11 protein-coding genes are annotated in these 13,738 nt (G+C 71.9%); 4 read left to right on the forward strand and 7 right to left on the reverse strand.

Features of this window, described 5'->3' with window-relative positions; all coding sequences use genetic code 11:
• Positions 1-110 precede the first annotated feature (110 nt).
• The 4 genes from ACLQ26_RS04940 to pgsA form a co-directional block, all read right to left on the reverse strand.
• Entirely contained in the window at positions 111-614 is a 504-nt protein-coding gene (locus ACLQ26_RS04940) for a hypothetical protein (RefSeq protein WP_425743288.1), read from the reverse strand.
• Positions 615-696: 82 nt separating this feature from the next.
• The gene (locus ACLQ26_RS04945) at positions 697-1,857 is read right to left on the reverse strand and encodes a glycosyltransferase family 4 protein (protein ID WP_425743289.1); all 1,161 of its coding nucleotides are present in this window, start codon (positions 1,855-1,857) and stop codon (positions 697-699) included.
• Positions 1,858-1,873: 16 nt separating this feature from the next.
• Positions 1,874-2,803, reverse strand: a complete 930-nt coding sequence (locus ACLQ26_RS04950; RefSeq protein WP_425743290.1) for a phosphatidylinositol mannoside acyltransferase — start codon at positions 2,801-2,803, stop codon at positions 1,874-1,876.
• 52 nt (positions 2,804-2,855) lie between these two features.
• The gene (pgsA, locus tag ACLQ26_RS04955) at positions 2,856-3,485 is read right to left on the reverse strand and encodes a phosphatidylinositol phosphate synthase (RefSeq protein ID WP_425743291.1); all 630 of its coding nucleotides are present in this window, start codon (positions 3,483-3,485) and stop codon (positions 2,856-2,858) included.
• A gap of 252 nt (positions 3,486-3,737) precedes the next feature.
• Here pgsA and ACLQ26_RS04960 point away from each other — a divergent pair, with 252 nt between their 5' ends.
• Entirely contained in the window at positions 3,738-5,894 is a 2,157-nt protein-coding gene (locus ACLQ26_RS04960) for an elongation factor G-like protein EF-G2 (protein ID WP_425743292.1), read from the forward strand.
• 313 nt (positions 5,895-6,207) lie between these two features.
• On the forward strand, positions 6,208-8,334 hold the full coding sequence (locus tag ACLQ26_RS04965) for a hypothetical protein (protein ID WP_425743293.1): 2,127 nt from the start codon (positions 6,208-6,210) through the stop codon (positions 8,332-8,334).
• A 50-nt stretch (positions 8,335-8,384) separates the two neighbouring features.
• Here ACLQ26_RS04965 and ACLQ26_RS04970 read toward each other — a convergent pair whose 3' ends face one another.
• Positions 8,385-9,443: an aldo/keto reductase gene (locus ACLQ26_RS04970; protein WP_425743294.1), complete on the reverse strand. Its 1,059-nt coding sequence runs from the start codon at positions 9,441-9,443 to the stop codon at positions 8,385-8,387.
• 97 nt (positions 9,444-9,540) lie between these two features.
• Between ACLQ26_RS04970 and ACLQ26_RS04975 the strand changes: the two genes are divergently transcribed.
• Positions 9,541-10,023 carry a hypothetical protein gene (locus ACLQ26_RS04975; protein ID WP_425743295.1) on the forward strand — a complete coding sequence of 161 codons (483 nt, stop codon included), beginning with the start codon at positions 9,541-9,543 and terminating at the stop codon, positions 10,021-10,023.
• Positions 10,024-10,068: 45 nt separating this feature from the next.
• Here the strand turns inward: ACLQ26_RS04975 and ACLQ26_RS04980 are convergent, their stop codons facing one another.
• Positions 10,069-10,581, reverse strand: a complete 513-nt coding sequence (locus ACLQ26_RS04980; RefSeq protein WP_358154824.1) for an HIT family protein — start codon at positions 10,579-10,581, stop codon at positions 10,069-10,071.
• Between the two features lie 164 nt (positions 10,582-10,745).
• On the opposite strand from ACLQ26_RS04980, the gene ACLQ26_RS04985 reads away from it, so the two are divergent.
• A complete protein-coding gene (locus ACLQ26_RS04985) occupies positions 10,746-11,486 on the forward strand; it encodes a D-Ala-D-Ala carboxypeptidase family metallohydrolase (RefSeq protein WP_425743296.1) in 741 nt (246 codons plus the stop codon).
• A 121-nt stretch (positions 11,487-11,607) separates the two neighbouring features.
• On the opposite strand, the gene thrS is transcribed toward ACLQ26_RS04985, so the two are convergent.
• Positions 11,608-13,617 (reverse strand): threonine--tRNA ligase, encoded by a 2,010-nt coding sequence (gene thrS, locus ACLQ26_RS04990; RefSeq protein ID WP_425743297.1) that lies wholly within the window; start codon positions 13,615-13,617, stop codon positions 11,608-11,610.
• Between the last annotated feature and the right edge of the window lie 121 nt (positions 13,618-13,738).

The following is a 13,738-nucleotide window of genomic DNA, read 5'->3' on the forward strand; positions in this document are numbered from 1 at the left end:
CACCGCCGGGCCGGCCCGCCCAGGCCCACTCCGGCCCCGCCCGGGGTCAGCCCGCGCCGCTCAACCCACGCCGCTCAACCCGCGCCGCTCAGCCGGGCGCCCGGTCACCGTCAGCCGGCCGGAACGTCCGCCGGCACGACGAGCGTCGGGTCGTCGATGTCGAAGTAGCGCGGCCACTCCCGACCCCGCCCCATCCGCAACAACCGCACCAGCGGACGACTGCGCGCCGACCGGGCGTCGCGAACCAGGTCGGTGTGCACCTGCCGGGACAACGCGAGACGGCGGCTCGCCGCGATGACCGCCGTGCAGTCCGAATCGGCCGGGTCCAGCCGTACCGAGCGCAACTGCCGGGTCAGGTCGTTCTCGGCCGCCTCCCGCTCCTGCGGCGGGGCGTCCAACGCGATCCGGGCGGCGGCGTACAGCTCGACCCCGAAACGCCGCTCCGCCAGCACCGCGGCGGCCGCCGCCCGACGCAGCAGGTGGGCGTCGAGGGCCCGCGCCGCCAGCTCCGCGCGGCCCTGCAGCCGCTCGACCCGGCCGGCGGTCCAGATGAGGTACGCCGAAAGCACCCCCACGAGCACACTCGCGGCCACCACCCACCACATGTGCGGCATCGTAGTGCTGCTCCGTTTCTCCTCCGTTGCGCGCGCCCCCGCCGGTCACCGGCGTCACCAGCCGCACCATCCGTCACGCGGATCAGCCCAGCCCCACCCACTCCTGGTCGATGACCCGCCCGTCGGTGGCCTCGATCGCCGCTGCGTATACCTCCAGTACACGCCGCGCAACCACCGGCCAGTCGAAATTCGCCACCACCTGATCGCCGCAGGCGCTCAGCGTGGCCCGCCCGGCCGGATCGTCGAGCAGCTCGGACAGGGCGTCGCGCAGCCCCACCGCGTCCCCGGTCGGGAAGAGCCGCCCCGCCCGCCCCCCGTCGAGCACGCGGCGGAACGCGTCCAGGTCACTCGCCACCACAGTGGTGCCGGCGGCCAGCGCCTCGGTGAGGATCATCCCGAACGACTCGCCGCCGGTGTTCGGCGCCACGTACAGGTGCACGCTGCGCAGCATCCGCGCCTTGTCCGCCTCGGAGACCAGCCCGAGGAACGTCACCCGCTCCCGCAGCGCGGCCGGGAACTGGTCGTACAGGTCGTCCGGGTCACCCGGGCCGGCGACCAGCAGCCGCAGCCCCGGGCGGGTCGCCGCCAACGCCACGAAGGCGTCCCGCAGCACCGGGAAGCCCTTGCGCGCCTCCGTGAAGCGCCCCAGGAAACCCAGCGTGCCGTCGGTGCCCGGCCCGCACTCCCCCGGCCAGTCCGGCAACGGCTGGGCGTCGGCGAACTTCGCCACCGCCACCCCGTTGGGGATCTCCACGGCACCGCCGTCCATGTGCTCGACCTGCACCTTGCGGGCCAGCGCGCTCACCGCGATCCGGGCGGTGATCCGCTCCAACACGATCTGCAGCACGCCCTGCGCGGCGGCCAGTACCCGGGAGCGGGTCATCGCCGTGTGGAACGTGGCCACCACCGGCCCGCGCGCGGACAGCACCGCCAGCAGCGACAGGCTCAACGTCAGCGGCTCGTGCACGTGCAGCACGTCGAAGTCGCCGTTGGTGAGCCAGCGCCGGACCCGAGCCGTGGAGACCGGGCCGAACGCGATCCGGGCCACCGAGCCGTTGTACGGCAGCGGCACCGCCCGGCCGGCGGACACCACGTACGCCGGCAGCGCGGCGTCCTCGTCGGCAGGCGCGAGCACGCTTACCTCGTGCCCGAGGGTGATCAGCGCCTCCGCGAGGTCCATGACGTGGTTCTGCACCCCGCCGGGAACATCGAAGGAGTACGGGCAGACGATGCCGATCCGCACGCGTCAGCCACCCCCTTCAGGACCGGCCCGGGGCCGGTGCCGACAACTCCGCGCCCCCCGCGCCACGCTGGTCCAGCCACATCCGTTGCAACATGTGCCAGTCTTCCGGATGCCGGGCGATACCCGCCGCCAGACCGTCGGCGATCAGCTGGGTCAGCGACCGGGCCCGCTGGTCCAGAGGCCCCGTCTCGGGCCCCGGCACCGGCAGCGGACCGGTGAGCGAGGCGCACGCCGCGTCCTGCTCGTACCACATCGAGGCTACGTACAGCGGCGCTCCGGTGTGCAGCGCGAGCAGCGCCGGCCCGGCCGGCATGCGGGTCTTCCCGCCGAAGAAGTCGACCTCCACCCCCCGGGCGGAGAGGTCGCGGTCGGCCAGCAACGGCACCACCGCACCGGCACGGAGCCGGTCCAGCAGCACGTCGAACGCCGGACGCGACCCGCCGCGGGTCGGCAGGATCTCCATCCCCAGGGCCTCCCGGAAGGCCATGAAACGCTTGTACAGGCCCTCCGACGCGAGCCGCTCCGCGACAGTGGTGATCGGCCAGCCGGTGGCCGCCACCCAGGCGCCCGCCGCGTCCCAGTTGCCGGCGTGCGGCAGCGCCACCACGGCGCCCCGGCCGGCGGCCACGTCGGCGGCGAGCAGGTCCGCGCCGTCGAGTCGGAAGCCGGCCAGGATCTGCGCACGACTCAACGCGGGCAGCCGGAACGCCTCCATCCAGTACCGGGCGTACGAGCGCAGCCCGCGCTTGACGAGATCGTCCAGCTCGGCCTCGGGCAGCTCCGGGCCGACCACTCGGCGCAGGTTGGCGCGCAGTCGGGCCGTACTCCCGCCGGGGCGTCGGTGGGCGCGGTCCGCGCCCGCCTGGAAGGCCGCCGCCACCAGCGGCCGGGGTAGCGCACGGGCCACCCGCCAGCCGGCGACGTAACCGAGCTCGGTGAGGTTCACGCGGCCCGGCCGCCGGTCGTCCGGCGGCGGGCCGGCCGCGTGCGGACCGCGCTCACGCCTGACCGTCCGGCTGGAGTTGCTGGGCCTGGCGGTAGACGTGCGCCATCCGCTGCCCGACCGTGAAGATCGAGATGGCGGCGAGCAGCCACAGCGCGATCTCCAACGCCGGCTTCACGCCGACGCCGGTGAGGATCCCGCCGACCCCGACGATCAGCAGCCGCTCGGTGCGCTCGGCGATTCCCACGTTGCAGGTCATGCCGAGCCCTTCGGCGCGCGCCTTGACGTAGGAGACCAGGCTGCCGGCGGCCAGGCAGACCAGGGCGGCGGCCACCCCGGAGTGGTCGCCCCGGGTGGCCAGCCAGTACGCCACCGCGCCGAAGACGGCGCTGTCGGCGACCCGGTCCATGCTCGAGTCGAGGAACGCCCCGAACTTGGTGGAGCCGCCGCTCATCCGGGCCATCGTCCCGTCGAGCAGGTCGGTGAGCGCGAACACGGTCACGATCAACGCGCCCGCGACCAGGTGGCCGCGGGCACCGAAGCCGAGCGCGCCGACGAGCACACCAACGGTGCCCGCGACGGTGACGGCATTGGGAGTGACGCCCCCGCGCAGGAGGGCACGTGCGATCGGCTCGACGACGCGGGTCATCCCCGCGCGGGCCGACACTTGGAAGATCTTCGCCATGGCGGTCCCCACGATAACGGTCCGCCCAGGTCCGCCGATACGGCCGCCCCTCCGACCCGCCCGGGAGAGGCTTGTGCCTACCCGACAACGGGTGTGAGATCGAGCCGGAGGGGTGAGCCAGCTCACCCGCCCGCCCGTCCCGTTCCCGTTGTGCAGCAGACCACCGGAGGATATTGCCGCGCACTCGCCCCGGGCCGCTTCCACCTCGCGCGGCAGTCGCCACCCACCACCGGCTGAGGGAGGTGCGCCCCCATGGCGCAGAAAAATCAGGAGAAGGGTTCCACCGGCGGCACGCCTGTGGTGACCGAACCCGCACGGGTTCGCAACGTGGTGCTCGTCGGGCACTCCGGAGCGGGCAAGACGACGCTCGTCGAGGCGCTGCTCGCGGCCACCGGCACGATCGGCCGGGCCGGCAGCGTCGTCGACGGCACCACAGTCGGCGACCACGACCCGGCCGCCGTACGCCAGCAGCGCTCCGTGAGCCTGTCCTGCGCTCCCCTGCTGCACGACGGCATCAAGGTCAACCTGCTGGACACCCCCGGGTACGCCGACTTCGTCGGCGAGCTGCGGGCCGGCCTGCGAGCCGCCGACGCCGCGCTGTTCGTCGTCTCGGCGGCCGGTGGGATGGACGCCGCCACGGTGGCGCTGTGGGAGGAGTGCGCGGCGGTCGACCTGCCGCGCGCCGTCGCGGTGGCCCGCCTGGACCAGCCTCGCGCCGACTTCGACGAGGCGGTGGCGCTCTGCCAGCGGGTCTTCGGCGACAACGTGATGCCGCTCTACCTGCCGATGCTCGGTGACGACGGTGTCTCCACCGAGGGTCTGCTCGGGCTGATCACCCGACGGGTCTTCGACTACTCCGCCGGGCTTCCCGCCGACGTCCGCGACCCGGACCCGGAGCACCAGCGGGCCATCGACGAGTCCCGTAACGAGCTGATCGAGGGGATCATCGCCGAGAGCGAGGACGAGACCCTCATGGACCGCTACCTCGACGGCGAGGAGATCAGCGACGAGGTGCTCATCGACGACCTGGAGAAGGCCGTCGCCCGGGGCCACTTCTACCCGGTCGTGCCGGTCTGCGCCGAGACCGGCGTCGGTCTGGACACGCTGCTGGAGGTGCTGACCGCCGCGTTCCCGTCACCGCTGGAGCACGAGCTCCCGGCCGTCACCGGCGTGGACGGCTCGCCCCGCCCGCCGCTTACCTGCGACCCGGACGGCCCGCTCGTCGCCGAGGTCGTCAAGACCACCGTCGACCGCCACGTCGGTCGGGTCTCGCTGGTCCGGGTCTTCTCCGGCACGCTGCGCCCCGAGCAGACCGTGCACATCTGCGGGCACGGCATGGCCGAGCGCGGGCACCCCGACCACGACGCCGACGAGCGGGTCGGGCACATCTACACCCCGCTGGGCGCCACCCTGCGCGAGGTGTCGCAGTGCGTGGCCGGCGACATCTGCGCGATCACCAAGTCGGGCAGCGCGGAGACCGGCGACACCGTCTCGGCCAAGGACGACCCGCTGTTGATCGCGCCGTGGGAGATGCCGGAGCCGCTGCTGCCGGTGGCGATCGTCGCCCGTAGCCGCGCCGACGAGGACGCGCTGGCCCGCAACCTCGCCCGGCTGGTCGCCGGTGACCCCACCCTGCGGTTGGAGCGGAACCCGGAGACCCACCAGCTGGTGCTCTGGTGCATGGGCGAGGCGCACGCCGACGTCGTGCTCGACCGCCTGCGCGCCGGCGGCGTGGAGCTGGACACCGAACCGGTCACGGTGTCGCTGCGCGAGACGCTTACCGTGCCGGCAACCGGCCACGGCCGGCACGTCAAGCAGTCCGGCGGCCACGGCCAGTACGCGGTCTGCGACATCGAGGTGGAGCCGCTGCCCCGCGGCGCCGGGTTCGAGTTCGTCGACCGGATCGTCGGCGGCGCGGTGCCGCACAACTACATCCCGTCCGTGGAGAAGGGCGTCCGCGCCCAGTTGGAGCGCGGGTTGGTCGCCGGTCACCCGGTGGTGGACGTGCGGGTCACCCTCGTCGACGGCAAGGCGCACAGCGTCGACTCCTCCGACGCGGCCTTCCAGGCCGCCGGAGCACTGGCGCTGCGCGACGCCGCCGAGCGCGGCCAGCCGGCGCTGCTGGAACCGATCGACGAGGTGACCGTCCGGGTGCCGGACGGCTCGGTGGGCGCGGTGATGGGCGACCTGTCCAGCCGGCGCGGCCGCGTGCTCGGCACCGAACCCGACGAGGACGCCGACGGCCGTACCCTCGTGCGCGCCGAGGTGCCGGCCGCCGAACTGCTCCGCTACGCCGTCGAACTGCGCTCGATGACCGCCGGTACGGGCACCTTCCGCCGCCACTTCGTCCGCCACGACCCCATGCCCGCCCACCTGGCCGACCAGGTCCGCAAGGAACACACCCCGTAACGCCACCCTGCCCGCGCGATCTTGCACTTTGTTTCGCCTGAATGTCGCGAACATTTGTCGGTGCGTGAACAACATCGCGGTCAGGTTGCAGAGCCAGCGTCCACAACGGCTCCGAGACGTGGAACTTCCACGCCTGGGGCCGGGAAAGTGAGCGATCCGGGGCGGCGAAGCCGTGCCGAATTCACCTAGAATACGGCGAGCACCGACCCGTGCGGCATCACGGCGGATCGGGTGGGCCCCACGGTGAGCCAACGAGCCGGGAGTGCATGTGCGATCCCTCCGGATAGCCAACTATCTGCTCTGGCTGACCCTGGTGGCGGGGATCGCGACAAGCGTCATCTCCAACAACATTCCGCGCAGATACCTGCCACTCGCACCCGTCCTTCTTGTCGTTTCCCTCGCTCTCTGGTGGTGGCTGAACGCACGTCAGGCCGCGGCCGAACGGGCGCTCGACGGCTGGGCGGACCAACTGGCGAAAGCGGTGAAACGCGAGTGGGACAGGGAAGCCAAGCTCCGCCGGCTGACGGCGCAACCCCAGCTGCCGGTGCGGTGGCAGTTGACCACCCGGAACGTACCGAAGAAGTTCAAGTCGGCTCTCGACGGGTCGGAAACCTTCACTCCCCTGCCGGGTGTCCAGCGTGCCACCCAGGAAACCCTGGCCAAGGGTGGCGGTCTCGGCGAACTGCACACCGTCTACGGCGGGCTCGGATCGGGCCGGCTCATCCTCACCGGAGAACCCGCGGCGGGAAAGACCACCGCCGCCGTGCTGCTCCTGCGCGCGGCGCTGGAACATCGAAAGAAAGCCGGATCCGAACACGCCGCGCGGGTGCCGGTGCCGGTCATGTTCGACCTGGTCGGCTGGAATCCCAACGACGAGGATCCGACGCGGTGGCTCGTCGGCCGGCTGGCCCGCCGGTACCAGATGTTCCGGGGGCGCATCGGGCGCGCGGCTGCCGAGGAGTTGCTTGAGGAGGGCCGGATCTCGGTTTTCCTCGACGGCCTCGACCAGGTCCAGAAATCCCTGCGCCCGGTCATCCTGTCTGCGCTGAGCGACGCGAACTACCGGATCGTTCTCATCTCGCGAGGCTATGAGGCGTCCAGCACCCTGCAGAAGGTCCCCCAGGGCTCCGGCGTGATGGTGGAACTCAAGAGCGTCGAATCCTCCGATGCGGTGACGTACCTCCTGCACGAGCGGCCAGAGCCGATCCCGCCAGCCTGGGCGGCAGTGGCCGCGAACCTCACCGGGGAGCCGACGGGGAGATTGGCGACCGCGCTCGCCAATCCGCTCTTCGTCGGCCTCACCAACGAGATCTACGACAACGCCGGGAATGACCGCCGCGTTGACGAACTGCTCGACCCGGGTCGCTTCCCCACCCCGCTGGCCATCCAGCGTCACCTGCTCGATGTGATCGTCTGGTCCGCGTACCGGCCCCGGCCGCGCCAGCCCGCGCCACCGTTCTCGATCGACCAGGCCACCCACACGCTGCGGCTGCTGGCCAGGCGCCTCGACCAGCAGGAGAACAAGTCGCTGCGGTGGTGGACGATCCCATCCTGGGCCACGTCCCGGCGCACACCCCTGGCCGCCGCGACCGTCGCCGCGGCGCTCCAAACCGTCGTGGGGTTCGTCCTCCTGCCACCCGTGATGGACCTCCGTTACGCGGCGATCACCAGCATTGGGCTGGGTGCCAACGTGTTCCAGCGGCTGTCTGCGAAAGCGACGACATCCGGCGATGACGATGCCCTGACCACCGCGGGCTGGCGGGACATCTTTCCACCCCGGGCCGTACCCGTGGGGCTCGTGGTGTGGTCCCTCTCCGGCCCGGGGTCGGTGCTACTGACCCAGGCGGGCATATTGGGGGACGACCCTCCACCGCCCTGGGTGCTGTACACCGGAGCGTTGGCGCTGACGTTCGGCGCGATCCTCATCGTCGGCCGGGGCTACCAGATGGTGTCCGGGACGATCATCGGCGTCGGGGCGGGTCCGTCATTCGACCCCATCCGGGACGGGACTGGTCCGGCGGAGATCGAAGTCAGGACGCTCGGTCCCCGGGAGGTGTGGCGGCACCACCTCGGCCTGCGGCTCGTGCTCGGGATCATGGTGGGGTTCGCGGTGGGTCTGTTCTTCGGGGGGTCGGCCGGATCCGTCGATGGCCCGCGGGCCGGCATCGCGATGGGAGCCACCTTCGCGCTCATGACCGCCATCACCGCCGCGCTGGCCCGGAACGTCGGCGTGGCCACCGCGTTCGCGATGGTGGATCTCGCCCGCACCGAGGGAACACCGCTGCGCCTGATGGCCTTTTTCGAGGACGCGCGCAGGCGGAACATCCTGCGCGCGGTCGGCTCCGGGTACGAGTTCCGGCACGACATGCTGCTCAAGCGCTTCATCGAAATCCAGGGCCGGAAGAGCGGCAATCCTGCTCCGGCACCACAACGAAGCTAGCATCGGGTACGCACAGCTCAGGGCCACCGCGCTAGCCTCGCCTGAGTTCTTCAGGGGTGGACGGTGGGGTGGGTGGGGCGGGGCCAGTGTGGGCGGTCGGCGTCGCGCAGCGCGGCGGTGCGCAGGGCGGCGAGCTGGCGTTCCACCTCGACGAACTGGTCCGGCGCGAGCGGGCCCCGACGCATCGCGGCGGCGTTCTCCTCGACCTGGGCGACCGTACGGCAGCCGGGGATCGGGATGGCGCGCCCGCTGCGCGCCCAGATCCACCCCAGCGCGCCCTGGGCGAGGGTGCGCCCGTCGGCGGTCAGCGCGGCGCGGACCGCACCGACCCGGCGCAGCCACTCCGGCGCGGGGCGGCCGCCCCGGAACCACTCCAGCCAGCCCGGCGCCAAGCCGCGCACGTCGTCGCGGGGCAACGTCGACGCGGCGGTGTACTTGCCGGTGAGCAGGCCCATCCCGAGCGGCCCCTGGTTGACGCTTGCCAGGTCGTACTTGTCGCAGACGGCGAGCACGTCGGGGGCGTCGCGCAGCACCGACAGGGCGTGCTGGACGGCTGTGGCGCCGGGAGCGGCGTGCCCGAACGCGGCGGCCCGGTCCGGGCGGTCGGTGCTCCACCCGTACGCGCGGATCAAGCCCTCGGCGACCAGGTCCTCGCAGACGCCGACAAGCGCCTCCGCGCGGGGCACCGACAGGTCGGCCAGGTGCAGCTGGTAGAGGTCGATCCGGTCGGTGCCCAGCCGCCGCAGCGACGCGGTCACGGCCCGTCGCAGGTACGCCGGTGACGCGTCCTCCCCGGTCGCCTGCCGGGTCGCCTCGTCGAACGTGTAACCCCACTTGGTGGCGATCACTGCCTCGTCCCGGCGGCCGGCGAGGGCCCGCCCCAGCACCCGCTCACCGTGCCCCGCGCCGTACGTGTCGGCGGTGTCGAAGAGGGTGATGCCCTCGTCGAGCGCCCGGCGTACCGCGCGAACGGACTCGTCGTCGTCGACCGCGCCCCAGCCCAGCGGCTGGCTGCCCTCCGCCCAGGGACCGGAGATGGCCCAGCACCCCATGCCGAGGGCGCTGACCTCGATGCCGCTGCGCCCCAACACCCGTGTCGTCACTGCCATCGGCCGATCGTGCCACCTGCACCGGGCCGGGGCGTAGCAACTCGGGACGCGGAAACGCGGTACGCGCGCGTCGAGGCCGTACGGCATGATCGACACCATGCGACGGCTGGGCGTGGACATCGGCGGTGTGCTCATCGAACCGGCCGACGACGACGCCGACACGTCGTTCTTCGGGGCGCACTACCTGCGCACGCCCATGGTCGAGGGGGCGTTCGACGCGCTCGCGGCGCTCGGGCCGGCGTTCGACGAGGTGCACCTCGTCTCCAAGTGCGGCGAGTCCACCGAGCGGCGGACCCGGGAGTGGCTGGCCCACCACGACTTCACGGCCCGCACCGGCATCCCCGCCGAGCGGGTGCACTTCTGCCGGACGCGGCCGGCCAAGGCGCCCATCGCCCAGCGGCTCGACCTGACCCACTTCGTGGACGACAAACTGGAGGTGCTCGGCTACCTCGACTCGGTGCCGCACCGCTACCTGTTCCGGCCCCGCCCGGCGGAGGTCGCCGCACACGCCGCGCTGCTGCCGGGCGTACACCGGGTGCGGAGCTGGGCGGAGCTGACCGACCTGCTGCGCGCCGACTAGCCGGGCCGGCGCGGACCTCGCGCCGGCGGGGTCAGGCCCGGCGGGTCAGGACGGCCAGGCGCGGGCGAGCAGGTCGCGGGTGTCGCCGAGCAGTTGCGGCAGCACCTTGGTGCGGCCGATCACCGGCATGAAGTTCGCGTCGCCGCCCCAGCGCGGCACCACGTGCTGGTGCAGGTGGGCGGCGATGCCGGCACCGGCCACCCCGCCCTGGTTCATCCCCAGGTTGAAGCCGTGCGCGTTGCTGACCTTGCGGACGACCCGCATCGCCGCCTGCGTGTACGACGCGAGCTCGGCGGTCTCCGGCTCGTCCAGGTCGGTGTAGTCGGCGACGTGTCGGTACGGGCAGACCAGCAGGTGCCCCGGGTTGTACGGGTAGAGGTTGAGCACCACGAAGACGTGCTCGCCGCGGGCCACCACCAGGCTCTCCTCCGGCGGGAGCCCGGGGGCCAGACAGAACGGGCAGCCGGTCGGTTTCTCGTAGCCCTCGGCCGGGCGGTCCTCGCCGGAGATGTAGGTCATCCGGTGCGGCGTCCAGAGCCGTTCCAGGCCGTCCGCCATGCCGTCGCTGTCCGTGTGCCGCTCCGCCCCTGTCACGAGCCGATCCTACGGAGCCGCGCGTGCCGGCCGCGACACCCGTCACCGGGAAACTCCTTGCTGCAAGTTGTTGACGGATTGACGCTCAGACATGAAACTTCCATACATTCAGGCACTTGAATTGATGAATGGAGATCTTCATGATCCGACGGCTCGGCACTGTCATCGCGGCGCTCGCGCTGGCCGCCGCCACCACGGTGACCGGGGTCACCCTCACCGCCAGCGCGGCACACGCCGACGGCTGCTACACCTGGGGTCGCACCCTGTCGCAGGGGATGTCCGGCGAGGACGTCCGGCAACTCCAGATCCGCGTCGCCGGCTACCCCGGCTACGGGGCCGTGCTCACCATCGACGGCGCGTACGGCCCGGCGACCCGGTCCGCGGTGATCCGCTTCCAACAGGCGTACGGGCTGGGCGCGGACGGCGTCGCCGGGCCGCAGACCTTCAACCGGCTGTACGCCCTCCAGGACGACGACTGCACACCCGTCAACTTCAGCTACGCCGAGCTGAACAACTGCAACAGCACCTGGTCCGGCGGAGCGGTCGCGGCGAGCACCGCCCGCGCCAACGCGCTCGTCTCGATGTGGAAGCTCCAGGCGCTGCGGCACGCCCTCGGCGACGTGCCCATCGCGATCAGCAGCAGCTTCCGCAGCTACGCCTGCAACAGCGCGGTCGGCGGGGCGTCGAACAGCAGGCACCTGTACGGCGACGCGGTGGACCTGGTCGGCTCACCGTCGCTGTGCCGGCTGGCCCAGCAGGCCCGCAACCACGGCTTCGGCCAGATCCTCGGCCCCGGCTACCCGGACCACAACGACCACACCCACGTGGCGGCCGTCGGCGGCTGGTCGGCCCCCACCTGCGGCATCTGACCCTCCGGGCGTCGCCCTGCCCGGGGAGGATCGCGCCCGAACAGGGAAGTAGTGGCCTCCCGCGCCGGGGAGGCCACTACTTCCTGGATCGAGCGCGATCAGGCACGGCGCACGGCCGTGCCTACTCCGCAGCGGCCGACGGGCCGATGTTCGTGCGGGAGGTCACCACGTCGAGGACGTGGGTGACCGCCTCGGCGATCGGCACCCCGTTGCGCTGGGAGCCGTCGCGGTAGCGGAAGGAGACCGTGCCGGCGGCCACGTCGTCGTCGCCCGCGATCACCATGAACGGGATCTTCTGCTGCTGGGCGGTACGGATCTTCTTCTGCATCCGGTCGTCGCCCGCGTCCACCTGGGCCCGGATGCCCTCGGCGCGCAGCGCCGCGACGAAACCGTGCAGGTAGTCGGTGTGGTCCTCGCGAATCGGGATGCCGACCACCTGCACCGGCGCCAGCCAGGCCGGGAACGCCCCCGCGTAGTGCTCGGTGAGCACCCCGAAGAACCGCTCGATCGACCCGAACAGCGCCCGGTGGATCATCACGGGCCTCTGCCGGCTGCCGTCGGCGGCCTGGTACTCCAGACCGAACCGCTCCGGCTGGTTGAAGTCGACCTGAAGGGTGGACAACTGCCACGTCCGGCCGATCGCGTCCCGCGCCTGCACGGAGATCTTCGGCCCGTAGAATGCCGCGCCGCCCGGGTCGGGCACCAGGTCCAGGCCGGAGGTCTCGGCGGCGGTCCGCAGAGCCTCGGTCGCCTCGGCCCAGTCCTCGTCCGCGCCGATGAACTTGGGCGAGTCGTCGCGGGTCGACAGCTCCAGGTAGAAGTCGTCCAGGCCGTAGTCGCGCAGCAGGTCCAGCACGAAGCTGAGCAGCGTGGTCAGCTCGCCGGCCATCTGCTCCCGGGTGCAGTAGATGTGCGAGTCGTCCTGGGTCAGCCCGCGCACCCGGGTCAGGCCGTGCACGACGCCGGACTTCTCGTACCGGTAGACCGTGCCGAACTCGAACATCCGCAGCGGCAGCTCCCGGTACGACCGCCCGCGCGCCCGGAAGATCAGGTTGTGCATCGGGCAGTTCATGGCCTTGAGGTAGTAGTCCGCGCCCTCCAGCTGCATGGGCGGGAACATGGTGTCCGCGTAGTACGGCAGGTGACCGGAGGTCTGGAACAGCTGCGCCTTGGTGATGTGCGGGGTGTTGACGAACTCGTACCCCGCCTCCTCGTGCCGACGCCGCGAGTACTGCTCCATCTCGCGGCGGATGATGCCACCCTTGGGGTGGAAGACCGCGAGGCCCGAGCCGATCTCGTCGGGGAAGCTGAACAGGTCCAGGTCCGCCCCGAGCTTGCGGTGGTCGCGCCGGGCGGCCTCCTCCAACAGCTTCAGGTACGCCTTGAGCTCGTCGCGGGTCGGCCACGCGGTGCCGTACACCCGCTGCAGTTGGGGGTTCTTCTCCGACCCGCGCCAGTACGCGGCGGCCGAGCGCATCAGCTTGAACGCGCCGATCAGTCGGGTGGTCGGCAGGTGCGGGCCCCGGCACAGGTCCGACCAGCAGACCTTGTCCTCCTTCGCGTCGAGGTTGTCGTAGATGGTCAGCTCGCCGCCGCCGACCTCCATCACCTCGTCGGTGTCCAGGCCCTCGCCCTTGACCTCGATCAGCTCCAGCTTGAACGGCTCGTCGGCCAGCTCGGCGCGCGCCTCGTCCAGGCTGCCGAAGCGGCGGCGACGGAACCGCTGCCCGCTCTTGACGATCTCCTGCATACGCTTCTCGATCTTGCTGAGGTCATCGGGCTGGAACGGCTTGGCGACGTCGAAGTCGTAGTAGAAGCCGTTCTCGATGGGCGGGCCGATGCCCAGCTTGGCCTCGGGGAAGACGTCCTGCACGGCCTGGGCGAGCACGTGCGCGGTGGAGTGGCGCAGCACGTTGAGCCCGTCCGGCGAGTCCAGGCTGACCGGCTCGACGGTGGTCTCCTCGGCCGGCGCCCAGTCCAGGTCGCGCAGCTGACCCTGCGGGTCACGGACCACGACGATCGCCTTGGGGCCGTTCGCGGGCAGTCCGGCCGCGGCCACCGCGTCGGCCGCCGTCGTCCCGGCGGCGACGACGACAGGGTCGGCCACGGCGGGGGTACGGGGTGCGGACACGGTGACTCCTCCAAGCGGTACGAAACGGTGCCGATCCTCGGCTCTTGGCCGATGCTATCGGTCGCACCGTCGGCGCCTTCCAGACGGCTCGCGTTGAACCTTTCGTGCGTCGGATCCGAAC

It is taken from the genome of Micromonospora sp. DT43 (assembly GCF_049841645.1).
Lineage (GTDB): Bacteria > Actinomycetota > Actinomycetes > Mycobacteriales > Micromonosporaceae > Micromonospora.